The organism is Blautia sp. ZXY-1-C6, from assembly GCF_056339875.1.
Window position 1 is genome coordinate 1 of the sequence record NZ_JBWJVQ010000202.1, and the last position, 18935, is coordinate 18935.

The following is an 18935-nucleotide window of genomic DNA, read 5'->3' on the forward strand; positions in this document are numbered from 1 at the left end:
GAACATACCTTTCTTCATTTCTCCGCCGTACCATGTGTTTACGATAACCTGCTCTTTAGTTGTGATGTTGAACATTACAGCTGTTTCAGAGTTAAGGCCTAATTCCTTATAGTTTTCAACTTTAGCTTTGGAAGCGTTGTATACAACGAAATCTGGCTCGAAGTTTTCAAGTTCTTCAGCTGTTGGCTGGATGAACATATTTGTTACGAAATGTGCCTGCCAAGCAACTTCAACGATGAAACGGATAGCCATACGAGTATCTTTGTTAGCACCGCAGAATGCATCTACTACGAAAAGTCTCTTGTTGGAGAGCTCTTTTTTAGCGATTTCTTTTACTGCATTCCATGCTTCCTGAGTTGCAGGATGGTTATCGTTTTTGTATTCGTCTGTTGTCCACCATACTGTATCTTTGGAGTTCTCATCCATAACGATATATTTATCTTTAGGAGAACGTCCTGTGTAGATACCTGTCATAACGTTAACTGCACCAAGTTCGCTGACCTGACCTTTTTCAAAGCCTTCCAGTTCCGGTTTGGTTTCTTCTTCAAATAATACTTCATAAGAAGGGTTGTAGACAATTTCTGTAGTTCCGGTAATGCCATACTTGCTTAAATCGATTTTTGCCATCTTACGTTTAACCTCTTTTCTTCGTTAATGAAAGCGCCTGTTTAAACAGGCTTAAGATACCTTACCATAAAAGCGAATGGGTATCGCTTCTCTTTTACTATTATACATATTTAACGCTTAAAATCAACAGGATTTTTGCCTTTTTTTGAAATTTGTTAAAGATTTATCAACTCAAATTTGATGAAAAAACCGTCATTTTTCACAAAAGGTATGTAAATTTATTATGGCGGCAATATGGGAATACTATTCGTGGATATGATAATATTCTGTCTGACTGGAACAGGCAGGAAAGACAACCAGGAAATACTAACCAGGAGAGCTGCCACTATGTGGTTGTGCCGAAGAAAGATGCATGTTAAAATAGGAAAGAATTATCCGGCTGAAAAATGACAGAGTATTATACAGCAGAGAAAAATAAAGGTTACTGTGAACGGAGTGAACATTAACAAATAAAGAGAGGATGAAGATTATCAAAACTTATTATTTAATTGATTATGAAAATGTAGGAAGTGAAGGCTTCAAAGGATGCGAAAAATTACGGGAAACAGATATTATCCATCTATTTTATACAGATAACAGCAGAAAAATAGACCTTGATATTATCAATGATCACGGAGAGTCAAAACTGATCACACATAAAGTACCAACAGGAAATCAGTCAGCAGATATGCATCTGGGCTCTTATCTGGGATACCTGATAGGAAAAGAGTGTGCAGGTCAGGATGAAGAATGTAAAATTGTTGTAATCAGTAAGGATACAGGATTTGACCATATTATAGAGTTCTGGAAAACAGAAAAAGATGTGAAAGTCTCCAGAAATGAGAAGATTTCCGGAAAACAGGTGCATACAAGGAAACAGGTAAAAAAACAGACCGGTAAAGAAAAAGACGGACAGATGACCGAACAATCCGGTCAGAAAACAGAAAAACAGTTGGATGAACAACCTGAAAAACAGTCTGTCAAACAATCAGAGAATCAGAATACAAAAAAGCCAAAACAAAAGATAATTGACATGAATGCCGGAACAAAGAAATTACAGCAGGAACTGGTATTGGTTCTCGACAAAGCAGGCATGCCAAAGGAAGTAGTAAACTATGTTTCTACAACTGTGGAGAAAAATGCAGAAGACAAAAACAGAAAACAGCAGATTTACAGATCTATCATTTCCAAATACGGACAGACAAAAGGACTGAACATCTATAACCATATTAAAAAGAAAATCTAACGGAATAAAAAATAACGGAATAAAAATAACGGAATAAAAGAAGGAGGCCGGGAACCTCATCGATTCCCGGCAAAAGTATGAAAAAGAAAAAGTTTTATTTGCAATTACTCTTTGCTCTGTACAAGTAATAATATAACCGGAAAATGTGAGAAATATGTGGTGAGAATTTGAAAAAACTGTGAAATGGACGAAAATTAAAAATGAACAGGAACAACAATTCTATGGAAAACGGGAGAAAGTATTAGATTATGAATATACAGATTTTTGGTACAAAGAAAAGCTTTGACAGCAAGAAAGCAGAACGCTACTTCAAAGAACGGGGAATTAAATATCAGTTTATAGATATGAAAGAAAAAGGCTTAAGTAAAGGTGAATTCCAGTCTGTCTGCCAGGCAGTTGGTGGTTATAACAAGCTGATAGATACTGACTGCAAGGATAAAGACCTGCTGGCATTGATCACTTATATCGCAGAGGAAGACAAAGCAGAGAAAATCCTCGAAAACCAGAGTATCATCAAAGTCCCTGTGGTAAGAAACGGAAAACAGGCGACAGTAGGATATCAGCCGGAGATATGGAAGAACTGGAAGTGATAATTATAGCCTTTTACAAGCTTTCAGATTTTACAATATTATATTGAATAAAATAGCTGTTTGACATATTTATATGTGTTATAATATAAAATTATTATAGAAGTTACTTTATATTGTCGTGCGACAGATATAATGAACTGATTTATAAAAATGGAAATATTGAGGTGATGGAAATGCCATTAACAAAGATTGCAGCAGAGAATTTTACGGTATTTGAAGATATAAAGATTCCTTTTTGTGAAGGATTAAATGTATTAGTTGGTGAAAATGGTGTGGGAAAGACTCATATTATGAAATTAGCCTATGCAGCATGTCAGGCTTCCAAACATGATGTGTCTTTTTCACAGAAAACAACTATGTTATTTCGTCCTGATCAGTCTGGAATTGGACGTCTGGTAAACAGAGGAAAGAGTGGAAGCAATAAAGCCATGGTTTCTGTGGAATCTGATACTGCCAAAATAGGAATGACATTTTCAACCAAGACACGAAAATGGGATGCAGAGATTAATTCAGAAGAGAAATGGGAAAAGCAGATGTCTGATCTCACAAGCGTATTTATTCCGGCAAAAGAGATTTTATCAAATGCCTGGAATCTGGATGCTGCAGTAAAAATGGGAAATGTGGAATTTGATGATACGTATCTGGATATTATTGCGGCTGCCAAAATTGATATTTCCAGAGGAGTGGATTCAACTGTAAGGAAAAAATATCTGGATATTTTACAGAAAATCAGTAATGGGAAAGTAACATTGCATGAGGATCGTTTTTATTTAAAACCTGGTACACAGGCAAAGTTAGAATTTAATTTGGTAGCAGAAGGATTACGTAAAATTGCTCTTTTATGGCAGTTGATAAAAAACGGGACACTGGAGAAGGGATCCGTTTTGTTTTGGGACGAGCCAGAAGCAAATATCAATCCGAAATATATTCCGGTGCTGGCTGAATTGTTGATCATGCTGGAGACAGAAGGTGTACAGATTTTTGTTTCTACACATGACTATTTTTTATCTAAATATATTGAAGTAAAGCGGAGACAGGACAGTAAACTGCAGTACATTTCCTTATATAAAAATGAAAACAACAAAGTATTATGTGAGATAGCACCGGAATTTGAATTGTTGGAACATAATGCAATTATGGATACATTCCGTCAGTTGTATCGAGAAGAAATCGGGGTGGCATTAAAGTGAGCGTTATACCAGAATCAGGAAAAACGCAGAAGATATTACGTGGCTAGCCGGGCCATTGGCAGAATTAAGAGCCAGATTGCTTAAGGTCAGAAAAATATGGGGCGTTGAGGTGGTTGTTTTAAATGAAGAACTTGCTGGAGAATATAATCTAACGTGTTAGAGTGTTTTTCTGGTTGCATGAAATAAGAACTATATGCTAGGAGATGATAAAATGGCAAAGATCAGAATCATAAAGAAAAATAATGACTGTAGCATGGAATACGAAGTAGGCGATATTTGTGAGGTCACAGGTACCTGGTATGGCGGCGTCCACATCAATGGCCGTTCCGGAATCCCGGTTTCCCTTGATAAAGAAGAATATATGGAACTCAACACAGAACCAGAAGAACCTGACAGCGCAGAAAATGAAAACACATCGGAACCACCGGAACACGATATCCATGCAGGCGACATTGTACAGCATTTCAAAAGAGAATGGGTATCCCCGGATACTTCCGAATATCTCTATAAAGTCCTTGCAGTAGCCCATCATACAGAAAATGGTGAAAAACTGATGATTTACCAGGCGCTCTACGCACCTTTCAAAATCTGCGCCAGACCCTATGATATGTTTATGAGTGAAGTAGACAGAGACAAATATCCGGATATTAAACAAAAGTATAGATTTGAGAAATATACTACAAAATAGATGATTGATATTTTATGGAATTGCTATAGTAAAACAGGCACTTTTGCCTGTACAAAAACACTTTGTCGTTGTATAGTAATAACAAATAATAACAGCATACGTTTCCAGAGATTTTATAGCATTATCTGAAAAAATGTGCAGAAAGAACGAAAGGGAAGGAAATATGCAGAAGGTATTAGTAGTTGTAGACATGCAGAATGACTTCATCGACGGAGCTCTTGGAACAAAAGAGGCAGTTGCCATTGTACCTGGTGTAAAAGAGAAAATCGAAAATTTTGATGGAGTTGTTCTTTTTACCAGAGACACCCATGAGACTTACTATCTTGACACTCAGGAAGGAAAGAAGCTTCCTGTACCGCACTGTATCCGTGACACCGAAGGATGGCAGATCCGAAGCGAATTAGATGCACTCAGAAAAACAGAACCCATTGATAAAGAAACTTTCGGTTCCACAACTCTGGCAGGAGAATTACAGATGTTAGATGAAGATCAGGGAATTGAAAGTATCACCTTCGTAGGTTTATGCACAGACATCTGTGTTATTTCCAATGCACTTCTGGTTAAAGCATCTCTCCCGGAAGTTCCGATCATCGTAGACGCTAAATGTTGCGCAGGCGTAACACCGGAAAGTCATGAGAATGCACTGAAAGCAATGGAAGCATGTCAGATCCAGATTGACAGATAAACTGCAGAGCAGTTATTCAGTTATAAACAAGCAGTAAAGCGGATGATTTGATCCACCTGATAATTCAGATATGAGGAGTGACAAATGAAGACAATAACACGAGACGAGGCATTTACATTATTAAAAAAATACAACAAGGATCCATTCCACATTCAGCATGCTCTGACTGTAGAAGCAGTAATGAAATGGTATGCCAGTGAACTTGGCTATGGCGAAGATGCAGAATACTGGGGAATTGTAGGGCTCCTCCACGACATCGACTTTGAACTATATCCGGAAGAACACTGTCTGAAAGCTCCGGAAATGCTCCGCGAAGCAGGTGTAGGCGAAGACGTGATCCATTCAGTTGTATCCCACGGTTACGGCATCACAGTAGGATGTGGCGCAACTATTGACGTAGCACCGGAACACGAAATGGAAAAAGTACTCTTTGCAGCAGACGAACTTACAGGACTTATCTGGGCAGCAGCACTTATGAGACCATCCAAAAGCACAAAAGACATGGAACTCAAATCCCTCAAGAAGAAATATAAAAGCAAGGGCTTCGCAGCAGGATGCTCCAGAGAAGTCATCGAGCGAGGAGCCGAACAACTTGGCTGGGAACTGCAGAAGCTGCTCACTATGACACTGCAGGCAATGGCAGACTGCGAGGATGAGATTAAGGCGGAGATGGACGCGGAAGCATAAATATTAAAACTGAATAATAAAGTAACAAGAATTGCTTAGAAAGAAAGGGACATATCAGAGGTAGAAGGTATGTCTCTTTTTGTATTACAGTGAATTGAATATAATAGGTAATGTCGAACGAAAATTGTTGCCGTTTATGTCGAAAAATTGTATAATATGACGTAAAGTAGTTAGCTTTATCAGATGACTTAGGCAGTAAAGAATATAAAAGAGAAATAATGTCTGAAGAGACATTTGGAAATTGGATAAAAATAATGAATAAGACTTTAAATTACTATAACGAAAATGCACAGTCCTTTGCGTCTGGAACTGTTTCCGTAGAGTTTACAGAAATGCAGGACAAATTTTTGCAAAAGCTTAATCCGGGAGCATATATACTCGATTTTGGTTGCGGCGCAGGAAGGGACACGAAATATTTTTTGGACCAAGGCTATCTGGTAGAGGCAATAGACGGTTCCGAACAGTTATGCCAGATTGCGAGTAAACATACTGGAATCAAAGTTAGACAGATGCTGTTTCAGGAACTGAAAGTGAATGAGAAATACGACGGCATATGGGCTTGTGCTTCCATTCTTCATTTACCGAAAAAAGAACTAAAAGAGGTTTTCAAGAAAATGCTCACAGCGTTGAAACCTGGTGGACGGATTTATACTTCTTTCAAATATGGAGAGTATGAGGGAGAGCGAAACGGACGATACTTTACAGATTTTACAATAGACACATTTGCGGATTTTGTACAGGAGATACACAATCTGCAAATAGAGAGAACACTGGATCACAGGAGATGTCCGACCGGGAAGAGGTGAGGAAAAATGGCTGAACTTAATTATGCAGAAAAAATGAACATCGGATATGAAAATGAATATTCCACAGATGCCATGACCGGCGGACCTGATAAAAGAAGACAATTATATTATCAGTTAATCCAGAGTATGAAGAAAGCAGAAAGCGTTGATATCATTGTTTCATTCCTTATGGAATCAGGAGTAAAAATGCTTCTTCAGGAACTGGAAAACACCCTGAAACGCGGAGCCAAAATCCGAATCCTGACAGGAAATTATCTCGGAATAACCCAGCCGTCTGCACTATATCTGATTAAAAGAAAACTCGGTGACAGAGTTGATCTTAGATTTTACTGCGAAAAAGGCCGTTCTTTTCATCCAAAGTCTTACATATTCCATTATGCAGACCATAGTGAACTTTACATTGGATCGTCCAATATTTCAAGAAGTGCACTGACTTCAGGAATAGAATGGAACTACCGTTTTAGCAGCAAAAAAGATCCAGAAAACTATGCTGAATTTTTTTATACATTTGAAGACTTGTTTGAAAACCATTCCATCATAATCGATGATAAAGAATTAAAGAGATATTCCCAGAACTGGCATCGTCCTGCAGTTGCAAAAGATCTTGACAAATATGACTTTGAACAGGATACAGAAGATACTAAAATTAAAACAATGTATGAACCAAGAGGGGCACAGATTGAAGCACTCTGTGCATTGGAAGATACAAGAGCAGAAGGAGCAAAGAAAGCGCTCATCCAGGCTGCAACGGGTATCGGAAAAACTTATCTGGCAGCATTTGATTCCAAACCATATGAAAAGGTTTTATTTGTTGCACACAGAGAGGAAATCCTGAAACAGGCGGCAGATTCTTTCCGAAATGTAAGAAATTCGGAGGATTATGGATTCTTTACAGGAGATGAGAAATGCACGGATAAATCAGTTATCTTTGCTTCAGTAGCAACTCTCGGAAAATCAGAATACCTGAATGAAAAATACTTTGCACCGGATTACTTCAACTACGTAGTAATCGACGAATTCCATCATGCAGTCAATGATCAGTACAGAAAAATCGTAGAGTATTTTAAACCCCAATTTCTCCTCGGACTGACAGCAACACCTGAGAGAATGGATGGCAAAAATATATATGAAATCTGTGATTATAATGTGCCGTATGAGATTTCATTAAAAGATGGCATCAATAAAGGAATGCTGGTTCCATTTCACTATTACGGAATCTACGACGAGACAGACTATACCAAACTGCATATAGTCAGAGGAAAATATGCGGAAGAAGAACTGAACAAAACATACATAGGAAATGCTTACAGACATGATCTGATTTACAAATATTACTGTAAATATGGTTCAAAACAGGCATTAGGCTTCTGCTGTTCCAGAAAACATGCAGAAGAAATGGCAAAGGAATTCAGCAGAAGAGGAATCCCATCAGCAGCAGTTTACAGTAATGCAAATGGAGAATTCTCCATGGACAGAACAGAAGCAATTGAGAAATTGGAAAGTGGAAAAATCAAAGTCGTCTTTTCGGTGGATATGTTCAACGAAGGCGTAGATATTCCCTCTGTAGATATGGTAATGTTTCTCCGTCCGACGGAATCTCCAATAGTATTCCTGCAGCAACTTGGAAGAGGATTGCGGAGAAGTAAAGGAAAAGAATATCTCAATGTCCTGGACTTCATCGGCAATTACGAAAAGGCAGGAAGAGTCAGATACTTACTGACAGGAAAAAGTAAAGCAGAGAAACAAACCTATTCTCCAGCAGATAAAACAGATTATCCGGATGATTGTTTTGTTGATTTTGATATGAAATTAATTGATTTGTTTGCAGAAATGGACAAGAAACAACAATCACTTAAAGATCAGATAAAAAAAGAATATTTCAGAGTAAAAGAATTACTCGGCAAACAACCATCCAGAATGGATTTATTTACATATATGGATGATGACGTTTATCAGAAGGCAATTGCACGTTCAAGTGAGAATCCATTTAAAAAGTATCTGGAATATCTGAATGAATTAAATGAACTTACAGATGAACAAAAAACTTTCTTCCAGGGAATAGGAAAAGAATTTATAAAACTGCTGGAAAACACCAATATGACCAAGGTATACAAAATGCCAGTACTGATGGCTTTCTATAATCATGGTGATGTAAGAATGGAAGTGACAGAAACAGAACTTTTGGCAAGTTGGAAAGAATTCTTCTCTACAGGAACGAACTGGAAAGATCTGGATACAGGGATTACATATGAGCAGTACTGCAAAATTTCGGATAAAGATCATATTAAAAGGATTATTAAGATGCCAGTGAACTTCTTAGTGAAATCAGGAAAAGGATTTTTTTTGAAAAGGGAAGATTCAGCGCTGGTATTAAGGGATGAAATGAAAGAAATTATAAAGAATTCTGTGTTAGCAGAGCAGATGAAAGATGTGATTGAGTATAGGGTAATGGATTATTATCGAAAACGATATATAGATTATATAAAAGAAGCTACATGTATGAAAGAAGCATACAATTATGCAAAAGATTTTAATGAATTATTATGAATATGATAAGGAAAGGCATATTATTATGGTAGATGTTTATTTACTTCCAGCAAATGAGGGAGATTGTCTTTGGGTTAGATATGGAAAAAAAGAGGGAACAAGACATAATATAATAATTGATGGAGGCGTAGAATCCAATGGAGGAGACATTGCTTCAATAATAGAAAATATAGCTGAAAGAAATGAAAAGGTTGATATTTTTGTTACACATATTGATGGAGATCATATTCGAGGATTAATAAAAGGAATTGGGATAAGTAATGCAGAAGTGTTAAAAAAATGTGTTGATACCATTTATTTTAATAATAAGAAAGATATTCTCGATAAATTTAGAATAGATTCTATTTCATCAGAAGGGTTGGAAGAATCAATTAAGACCTATATACCATCAGGAAAGGGATATTCAATTTCAGAAGCAGTGTCATTGTTAGAGATACTTAAGAAAAAAGAAATTGATGATAAAATAGATGGATGTGTTTTTGCAGGTAGAAACATTTGTATAGCCGGTGCTTCTTTAAAAATAGTTAGCCCATCAGATAAAGAATTAATACAATTTGTTACTAAATGTACAAAGAAAGTTGATGAAGATGGAGCAGTGACAAAAGGATATTCTGCCAATATGCCTCAAAATTTAAATATAGATTTAAAGGATCTCATGAATGAAAAATTTCCTCCAGCAGATTCTAGTATAACAAACCGAGTTTCGATAGGCTTTATATTTGAATATGATGATGCAAAAATTGCATTTTGGGGAGATGCAGTTGCGCCCGTAATATGTAGAGGATTAAAGAGATTTGGAATTAATTCGGAATTTGAAGTAGATGCGGTGAAAACATCGCATCATGGAAGTTCAAGAAATATTTCTAATCAACTTTTGAATTTGATAAAGACAGATACATATTTGATAAGCTCAAATGGAAGAACATTAAAAGGTCAGTTAACTGTTCCGGGAAAACTAGGAATTGCTAAAATGTTGAAAAAAGGGGGTGTGACAGGTATTCAACTATTATGTAATTATAAATGGTGGGAGTATTGCTATCATAATAAATATTTTACAGCAAATGATAAATGTAACTATATTGAAAATGATAAACTTAGATTATGTTATTTATCAGATAAAGCATATTCGATTAAAGAAGGATTGAATATATATGGTGAGTGGAACTGATAGGGACTATAAAGCGTTAGTTGTAAGAATTGCAGTTGGTAATAGGGAGAAATTGAAAGGGACAGGGATTCTTTATATAAGAAATCTAAATGAAAGAGTATGCGTATTTACTGCTGCTCATGTTATAAGTGACTGCTTTGATATAAATGGGGAAGTATATTTATTTCTAGATTTTTACGATCAAAAATATGATAACCATTTAATTGAAGGGGCTTTTGATAAAGTCGATCAAAAAAATGCAAATGAACGATGGGTATATATACCTGATTCTTATAATAGTTATAATTTGAACAATGATATAGCCGTGATTTCATTTCCATGGGAGAACTGGATGAAAGAATTACCAACGTATGAATTTAGAGATGCTGTTTTAAATGAAACAGTATATGGGTGGGGATATCCGCAAGCTATGAATTCGAAGTCTACGGAAATAGAAGGTACTTGTATTAGTATAACTGGAAAAGTGGGGAATGTCATATCTGATAGATATGTGTTGAATTATGAGGCTCCAACTAGAGAGAGAGGAGTTTCTAGGCATGATGAAATGTCAGGATATTCAGGGACTGGTCTTTTTCAAAGAGAAAATGAAAAAGTATATTTTACAGGATGTTTATCAGGTGCAGCAGGTGAGGAGAGTGCTGGAAGTCGAGTGTGGATAATCTCTAGTAATGTTTTTTTTAGAGCGATTGAGAAACTTGATATGCAACCAGCTATTCCAAATTCATTTATGCCATATAAACAAGATATACTTGAACAAGTTGAAGAGTTTTCTGAAGATGTCAGAAATTTTCTTCAAGATTCAGTAGATACTTTAATTGAAGATAAAAAATTATTGCCATCACAATGTATACATGAAAAATCTATTGAATCTGCTGACTTATTATGTAAAACAGATAGAAAAAGTTGTAAACACTATTGGAAAGGGCAACTTACAAGGGCCATATGCTTTTGCGAGATATTAGGGTTAAATCCGGAAGAACTTTCTGATATTAAAATTTCTGATAAACAAGATGGATATACAATTCGAATTGAATTTTTGTGTACGGAAGAAAAGGTAAGCAGATGCATACAATTATTACTTGAAAAGGCGCTTTTGAAAAAGACTCTAAAGAATGAGAGCGGAATTATTTTATTATGGAATGGCCAATCTTCTGTGTATTATACCAAAACGATAAGAAGAAGTGAAATCCGAAGAATTATTGTCAGTATTGCAAATACGCCAAGACAGAAAAAAAAGTTGAGTGAGAAAAATGATTTTTTTAATATTGTAGATGGCGATATTGAAGAAAGTAATATTGCAATGATTGGAATGGGAGAGCTATTTGATACTGTAATTTATGATGGAAATGGAAATATAGAAAAAATGAGAGGAAAATTTAATGAATTAATTAAAGATGCATGGGAGGTTCTGGATGAACACTTGGAGTAAGGAAATAAATTTAGATGATTATGCTGAATGTAAAGAATTTAGAATTCATTATTATACACGGAGAATGAATGGCGGATATAATTCACATTTATTTTTAGTAAATTGGGATTCAGAAGAGCAATTATTAAAGGGATGGAATCAGATAGATTCTTTTGTAGCTGTAAATATTCAAAGCCAAACAGAATTGCTTATTGAAAGAAGCAACTTTTATATAATCCATTTTGTGAAGAAAACTGTTATGAAAGAAATAAAAAGAGAGATCGAGTATAATCCATTTTGTGCCAAAAAGTATGTTTATGATAATTTTCAAGAGGACTTGTATGTTGAGCGTAATTATGTTGAGGAAAAAATATTTCATCTTGCAGTATCAGAAGTCACAGAATACGAAAATAAAAAAATGCGGGTAAAAAAAATAAAATTAAAGAATTTCAGAGGGTATAAAGGATGTGTAGAATTTAATTTGGTTGATCAGGATAAAAAACCTGCATCGTTTGTAGTTATTTATGCACCTAATGGAGTTGGTAAAACTAGCTTATTTGATGGAGTTGAATATGCTTTGAAAGGTGAAGTATCTTATTTAAAAAACACAGAAAAAATATCTAAATTTAAAGGTCCAATTTATCATAATAGAGAAAAAGCATACGAAGAAGCATACGCAAGTATTTTCTTGGATAATGGTGAAGAAATACATAGAAAAGTTCATACTCTTAAAGAAAATGGGACAGATACAGATGTGGTTGCTGCATCCGGAAAAAAAGCTAAAGATATTGTTGGGTTAAAAAAGGACAATAATAAGTGGGATAATATTCTTCTTCCACATGCTAAAATTGATAGTTTTATATCGGCTAGTAAACCAGAAGAAAGGTATATAGAATGGTTTAATAGTACTCCTGAATTAAATGAAGAAAGAAAATATTTTGAAAGAATAGGTAAGGATATCAGTGTAATAGATAAATCGCTTATTGAAATAAAAAAAGAAATTGCAAGATTGGAAAATGAAAGGAAGAAACTTGAAAAAAGCGAGTCTAACTTTAAGAATATTCAGAAACTGATTAGTGCTTTTAATAAAAGATCAGAGACGATTCTTCCCAATATTACAAGCTTATCGACAGAAACAGAATATGATGAATTGTTAAATGAAGTAAAAAAAATAATTAGAGACTATAATAGGCAATTAAATATTCTTAAGGATCATCTGATATTGTATAATGAATTAAACACAATGGGTTTTAAAGAATATAAGAAACGTTTAAACACAATAAAGAGCTTGAAAGAACGAATTTCTAAAATAAGTAGCTTGATAGAAAATAAAAAGAAACTAGAGAAATTAGAGAGGGAATATACAAATACTAAAGAAAATCATCTTAAAGTTATGGAGACTTTATATCCTTATAATTCAATTTTAGAAGTTGGAAAAGAAAATATTATAAATTTGGCTCGAAAATATAAAAATGCTGAAGAAGAAATAAAAAAATTAAATAATATGCATTTCTCTGTTCAAAAAGAAATAGAAAAATTGAATGAGGAAAAACAATTACGAGAAAAAAATATCTCCAAATTTAAAGCAATACTTGAAACGGAAGAATTAGGTGTTAATAAATTTAATGAGTTGCAAGAAACTCGATCTTCTATACAAATAGGAAAAGAAACATTTGATGTAAAGAAAGAGTATATAAAGGACATAAATGAAAAAATTTTCAAATTGGAAAAAAGACTTGATTTATTAGAAAAAAAGAATGTTCCATTTACTATTGATGAATGGACTGTGTCTAAAATTTCTGAATGGAGGGAATTGCTTAAGCCAATTATAATTGAACAAATTGATAGTTTACGAATGGATTACAGATTGCTTGAAAATAGCATATTGGCTGAAAAAGAAAGTATATCTAAGATGAAGCGTACGTTCCTTTTAATTAAAGAAGATGGAGCAAAATATCAAAAAATACATAAGGAAAATTGTGAATGCCCATTATGTCATAGTAAATTTGAATCATGGGAGGCTTTGTGGAAAAAAATTGAAGAATCCGAACTTGTAGGAAATGATAATGAAGCTATTGAAAGACTTGTAAAAAGCCAAAATGTTATAGTAAGTCGCTATAATGTGATTCGAGAGGAAATTTTAAAGTTTCTCCAAACCGAAATTGAAAAAGGAAGAAATGAAATAGAGGCTTTAATGAACAATAGGATGGGGGGTGAAGAAAGTTATGAAAATAATAGAAAACATTTAAAAACATTAGAAGATAAAGAAAAACATTTAGTGAAATGGTTTCAGATTAATAAAATAGAAATATATGACACACAACAAGAGATTTTCAATTTTTATGCATTAGTAAAAGAAAAAAAATTGAATGAGGAAAAAATAACTCAAGTAGTAAGTGCGCAAATAAAAAAATATTTAACTACTGAACAAAACATACAAGTGATGTTGAATGATTATAAACATCAAAAATCGGAAATAGTAAGTGATACTTCTAAATTTCCGTTAGTAAGTTTTGCTTTGAATATAAATATGCAATTTGATGAAAATTATGAAGTACTAATTAGAAAAAATACGGATATTAATAATAAACTTAGTCATTTAAAAAATGAACTGGAGCAATTAACGGAATTTAAAGTGTTAAATATTAATGTGTTAGAAAATGAATTGGAGAACATAACGCAAACAGTTGCTAAGATGGAATTAACTGTTTCTGATTTTACAATATATAAAAATTACACAGAAAATGAATTTTTGGAAATGGGAGATAAATATAATGCGGAAAAGGTTGAACTAGGGATTAGGATAGAACTTTTATGTCAAATTTCTGAAGAAAATACGGCTAGATTTTATTTTACCAACTATAAACAAAATAAAAGAGCTATGTGGAATGCAGAAAGAAGGTCAGAAAAATTACAAATAGAGAAGGAAAATAAAATTGTGGAATTGGATAAGATACAGAAAAATCTTGAAAAAGAGCTTAGTTTATATTTTAGTAAATCAACTATGAATGAAATCTATCAAAAAATTGATCCACATGATGTTATGAAACGCTTGGAATATCATCTTTCTTTTAATGATGCTCAAAAAGGTGAACTATTTATTACTTTATCAGAAAGTGAATCAGATTCAGATTCAGATTATAGACCCGAAATATATTTTAGTACGGCACAGCTAAATACAGTTGCGTTTAGTTCTTTTTTTAGTAGAGCATTAGATAGAAAAAATAATCTTCCGATACAAACAATATTTATTGATGATCCAATTGGACATTTCGATGATATGAACATATTAGGATTTGCGGATTTAATGAGAAGTCTTATTGATAATTCGAATTGGCAAATTGTGATTTCTACGCATGATGAAAAAATTTTCCGTATTCTTCAGCGTAAACTTAGTGGGGAATATTATAGTTCTTGTTTTTTAAAATTACCCAGCGGAAAAGGAATTAAATGGATTGAATGATTAGGTAGCAGCAAGAATAGCAAAAACAAGCAGGAAAACATTGGAAGAAAAAGAATGAAAAGGTACAGGCGAAAGTGATCGCGGCAAAGAAAAATTATGATTAAAGTAATAATAAATTAGGAAGGAAAAAACACTAGGGAAAGACCTCGTGAAATACCGGTACAGAACAATGCAGGAAATGAACATTCCAATAACCTGATTATTGCCAATATTACATCTCAGCTTAAAAGAGTGAAGGTTCCAACATATGTGGTTCTTCAGTGGTATGGCGGATTTATTTTGATTGAAGCTATTCTGATAAAGGAATATACTTATATCTAAAGATAGTGTGTTTTGGAGGAAAACTAAGGAGTACATAATAACAGCAGAAATGTCTAAACTATGGGGAATATCGTCAAGAAGAATTTCCTTATTATGTAATCAAGGAAGGGTACTTGGAGCAGAAAAAAGGAAAAATATAGCTATTGCCTAGAAATGCTGTAAAGCCTGTTGATCCTTGAAGAAAAATCAAATGGTGTATTGGAGGTGAGAGATACTTATGGGAAGACCAGAGGATTCCAGAGTGAAGATTCCAGTACTTGTATACTTTACAAAAGAAATGCAGGTAGTCGGAGACCCGAGCAGTACCAATGAGGGTATGAACAATGGATGCTAGGTTGACCACATTGGGGTCTGACCATCTAACTAACCGATAAATAAAATAATGAATTAGTAAAAAGTTGATGAAAAGTCTATAAATGTAATGTGACATTGGAGTTTAGCGCAATAGAGTTTGAATATTGTGGATCGCTTGAATTGTTGGAAGAATTCTTTCATAAATATATTAATATTAGAAGTTGTCAGTTATTAAGGATTAATCCTGAAACGAAGAAGTGGAATTGCTCTATGGCAACAAGGGCGAATCGCAGGGAAACCAGGTATTTGCCGATTTGCTGCCTCATCTGATCAGGGTAATAGAAAATGCCGGAATGCTGATCATTGATGAATTTGGCAATAGTCTTCATAATAAATTGGCTGAAAAAATTATTGAATTCTTTATGGAGAATGTTGCTTTACGCTAAAATGGTTTCATGCTATCATTATTTTAGTTGAAAATTTTGATGGCATGAAGCTATTTTTGATTGGAGGCATGGAAGATTTGAACTTTAACTATTGCTATAAAATTACTTATGAATCAGGGGAAACTTATGACAGACGAAGAAATGAGCTGTCAGTAGAAATTTCAAAAGAAGACTATAAGAAAATTATAACAGGAGTATTACAGGAAAGACCGATTGATCAGATTGAAGGGATTTCGGATGTAATTGATAAAATGACGGAAAATGTTGAATTTGCGGATCGTTTTATGAATAAAAATGGTTCATTAAGAAAAACACCATTAAAGAAAAAAAGAGCTATTTCAAAACTTGAATTTTTTATTCCAGAATATGAGTATCGGCGATTAAAAAAGATGAAGGATCCAATAGAGACATTGGAACGTCCAGTGGAACATATGACTGTTTATCGGAATGATGGTTCCAGTGTGACTTTGACAGCGGAGAATGGACGTGTGAGTATTGTTGACTCCAGGGAGAAGAATGTAAGGCATATTATTGAGGCAGATTATTTTGTTTCGAAAATTTTGTAATGATTTATTACAAATACCATTGATGGTGTCCGCATGTATGCCAACAGATATTTAAAGATATTTGATGTGGATAGTAAACTATTAGACGAAAGAAAAAAATGAAAGGACATAAAAAAATATATGATTAGTTTTTATAAGAGTATTGTTGACCAGGACAGGGCTTCGATTGTTATATGCAATCTTAAGCATGAGATTATCTACATGAATCCGGCAGCTGTTAACAGCTATGCGAAGCGAGGCGGTGATAAACTTATTGGAAGAAGCCTGTTAGATTGTCATAATCAGGAATCCAGGGATAAAATACAGAAGGTAGTGGACTGGTTTGGGGCAGATGAGAGCCATAACCTTGTTTATACTTTCCATAATGAGAAGCAAAATAAAGATGTTTATATGGTGGCACTCAGAGAAGAGGGAAGACTGATAGGATATTATGAAAAACATGAATATCGAAACGCAGAAACTATGAAACAATATGATTTGTGGTGATGTTATGGTACAGGACGAATGGTGCAGGTAGTTATTCAAGAATGAGGAAATACGACAGGAACTTACCCGTGTGGTAAGAAGAAAAAATGGAATGAGGTAAGTAACAATATGGAATCAAAACAGAAAAGAACAGCTCTTGTCACCGGCGGAAGTTCCGGAATCGGACGATGTATTGCAGTAGCATTGAGTAAGGCTGGCTATTTAGTCTATGAGTTCAGCCACCGGAGGCTGTTGGCACATATATTGCGCGGATTGCACAGAAAAAGAATTGTGCTCCAATGTGCGTGGCTGGTGTGAAGTATAAGATTCTGAGATTCTTATGTAAAATTCTGCCGTGTACATTACGGGGAAAGATTGTTGGTTCTATTTACGCAAAATAACTGTGATTATTTTATAGAATCCCGATATAGCTCAGGTATCTGGATATATAACAGCTTTTTTCAGCTTTACGCTAAAATGGTTTCATGTTATCATTATTTTACTTAGAATAATTGATAGCCTGGAGCCATTTTTGATTGAGAGGTGTAAGGAATGGGTAGATTTGTAAATCCTGATAACAGTGCATTTCAGGTGGCACTGAATTCTCCGATATATGTGGATAAAACCGGATTGTTGGAATATACAAACAGCGTACTTAATACAACAGAAGCTTATATCTGTAACAGCAGACCACGCAGGTTTGGAAAATCATATGCTGCAAATATGCTGGCCGCTTATTACAGTAAGGGCTGTGATTCTGAAGAAATGTTTTCGGGGCTGGATATAAGCAGGGAATCTGATTTTAAGACACATCTTAATAAATATGATGTGATTCATCTTGATATTCAGTGGTTCCTGGCAAATTGTGATAATGTGGATAATGTTATAGCGTTTATTACGAAATCTGTACAGGCTGAATTGAGAGAGATTTACCCTGGCGTTCTGCCTGAAGAAGAGACAAGTTTGTCGGAAAGTCTTTCACGTATTAAAAATATTGTTGGACAGAAATTTATTATAATTATTGATGAGTGGGATGTTCTGATCAGAGATGAAGCGGCGAATAAAAAAGTACAGGAAAGGTACATTAATTTTTTGCGGGCAATGTTTAAGGGAACGGAACCGACAAAATATATTCAGTTGGCGTATCTTACAGGTATTTTGCCGATAAAGAAAGAAAAAACGCAGTCTGCATTAAATAATTTTGATGAATTTACAATGCTTGATGCAGGAGTGATGGCACCATATATTGGATTTACAGAAGCTGAAGTGAAGGATCTTTGCGAAAGATATCACAGAGATTTTGAGAAAGTAAAATATTGGTATGATGGTTATTTGCTGGAGGACTATCAGGTATATAATCCTAAAGCAGTAGTAAGTGTTTGTGTGCGGGGCAGGTTTAGAAGTTACTGGTCTGAGACTGCTTCTTATGAAGCAATTGTTCCTTTTATCAATATGAATTATGATGGTTTGAAAAACGCTATAATTGAAATACTTTCCGGTGCTTCGATTAAAGTAAATACAGCTGCTTTCAAAAATGATACGGTGAATATACAAAGTAAAGATGATGTACTTACGTATTTGATCCACCTTGGTTATTTGGGATATAACCAGAACAGAAGAACGGCATTTGTTCCAAATGAGGAAATACGACAGGAACTTACTCATGCAGTAAAAAGAAAATCTTCAGATTGGAGGAGACCTGATGGATACATTTGTCCGGAATTCTTATATGGGGAGCTTCTCGGGGAATGATGTATAT

The 18935-nt window shown here is 34.5% G+C and carries 15 protein-coding genes and 2 pseudogenes; 16 read left to right on the forward strand and 1 reads right to left on the reverse strand.

All coding sequences use genetic code 11. The features are described from left to right. The coding region (locus AC075J_RS11890; RefSeq protein ID WP_476390353.1) for a phosphoenolpyruvate carboxykinase (ATP) at window positions 1-627 on the reverse strand (627 nt) is incomplete at its 3' end. A gap of 460 nt (window positions 628-1087) precedes the next feature. Here AC075J_RS11890 and AC075J_RS11895 point away from each other — a divergent pair. From AC075J_RS11895 to AC075J_RS11970, 16 genes and pseudogenes are all read left to right on the forward strand, one after another. Further along, window positions 1088-1852, forward strand: a complete 765-nt coding sequence (locus AC075J_RS11895; RefSeq protein WP_118611020.1) for a PIN domain-containing protein — start codon at window positions 1088-1090, stop codon at window positions 1850-1852. 248 nt (window positions 1853-2100) lie between these two features. Then, complete coding sequence (locus tag AC075J_RS11900; protein WP_118633031.1) at window positions 2101-2442, forward strand: arsenate reductase family protein; 342 nt, start codon at window positions 2101-2103, stop codon at window positions 2440-2442. A 113-nt stretch (window positions 2443-2555) separates the two neighbouring features. Then, on the forward strand, window positions 2556-3632 hold the full coding sequence (locus AC075J_RS11905) for an AAA family ATPase (protein WP_227567161.1): 1077 nt from the start codon (window positions 2556-2558) through the stop codon (window positions 3630-3632). 211 nt (window positions 3633-3843) lie between these two features. Next, entirely contained in the window at window positions 3844-4320 is a 477-nt protein-coding gene (locus AC075J_RS11910; RefSeq protein WP_118611685.1) for a DUF1653 domain-containing protein, read from the forward strand. A 163-nt stretch (window positions 4321-4483) separates the two neighbouring features. Beyond that, a complete protein-coding gene (locus tag AC075J_RS11915) occupies window positions 4484-5005 on the forward strand; it encodes a cysteine hydrolase family protein (RefSeq protein WP_118611686.1) in 522 nt (173 codons plus the stop codon). A gap of 84 nt (window positions 5006-5089) precedes the next feature. Further along, window positions 5090-5692: an HDIG domain-containing metalloprotein gene (locus AC075J_RS11920; RefSeq protein WP_118611684.1), complete on the forward strand. Its 603-nt coding sequence runs from the start codon at window positions 5090-5092 to the stop codon at window positions 5690-5692. Window positions 5693-5946: 254 nt separating this feature from the next. Continuing rightward, a pseudogene (locus tag AC075J_RS11925) lies at window positions 5947-6535 on the forward strand (class I SAM-dependent methyltransferase). Beyond that, window positions 6505-9045 carry a DEAD/DEAH box helicase family protein gene (locus tag AC075J_RS11930; RefSeq protein ID WP_118585644.1) on the forward strand — a complete coding sequence of 847 codons (2541 nt, stop codon included), beginning with the start codon at window positions 6505-6507 and terminating at the stop codon, window positions 9043-9045. The pseudogene AC075J_RS11925 and the gene AC075J_RS11930 overlap by 31 nt, the downstream one beginning before the upstream one ends. After that, window positions 9017-10213: a ComEC/Rec2 family competence protein gene (locus AC075J_RS11935; RefSeq protein WP_118585647.1), complete on the forward strand. Its 1197-nt coding sequence runs from the start codon at window positions 9017-9019 to the stop codon at window positions 10211-10213. The genes AC075J_RS11930 and AC075J_RS11935 overlap by 29 nt, the downstream gene beginning before the upstream one ends. Next, a complete protein-coding gene (locus AC075J_RS11940; RefSeq protein ID WP_118585650.1) occupies window positions 10197-11642 on the forward strand; it encodes a serine protease family protein in 1446 nt (481 codons plus the stop codon). Before AC075J_RS11935 ends, AC075J_RS11940 begins: the two co-directional genes overlap by 17 nt. Next, entirely contained in the window at window positions 11626-15084 is a 3459-nt protein-coding gene (locus AC075J_RS11945; RefSeq protein ID WP_182437497.1) for an AAA family ATPase, read from the forward strand. The genes AC075J_RS11940 and AC075J_RS11945 overlap by 17 nt, the downstream gene beginning before the upstream one ends. Before the next feature lie 878 nt (window positions 15085-15962). After that, the gene (locus tag AC075J_RS11950) at window positions 15963-16145 is read left to right on the forward strand and encodes an AAA family ATPase (RefSeq protein WP_062807848.1); all 183 of its coding nucleotides are present in this window, start codon (window positions 15963-15965) and stop codon (window positions 16143-16145) included. Window positions 16146-16213: 68 nt separating this feature from the next. Continuing rightward, a complete protein-coding gene (locus AC075J_RS11955; RefSeq protein WP_026648155.1) occupies window positions 16214-16711 on the forward strand; it encodes a hypothetical protein in 498 nt (165 codons plus the stop codon). A 120-nt stretch (window positions 16712-16831) separates the two neighbouring features. Further along, window positions 16832-17197, forward strand: coding sequence for a PAS domain-containing protein (locus tag AC075J_RS11960; protein WP_118611745.1), 366 nt, complete (start codon window positions 16832-16834; stop codon window positions 17195-17197). 108 nt (window positions 17198-17305) lie between these two features. Next, on the forward strand, window positions 17306-17494 hold the full coding sequence (locus AC075J_RS11965) for a hypothetical protein (RefSeq protein WP_182434500.1): 189 nt from the start codon (window positions 17306-17308) through the stop codon (window positions 17492-17494). Window positions 17495-17728: 234 nt separating this feature from the next. Further along, a pseudogene (locus AC075J_RS11970) lies at window positions 17729-18856 on the forward strand (AAA family ATPase); the annotation flags it as partial. Window positions 18857-18935: the final 79 nt, after the last annotated feature.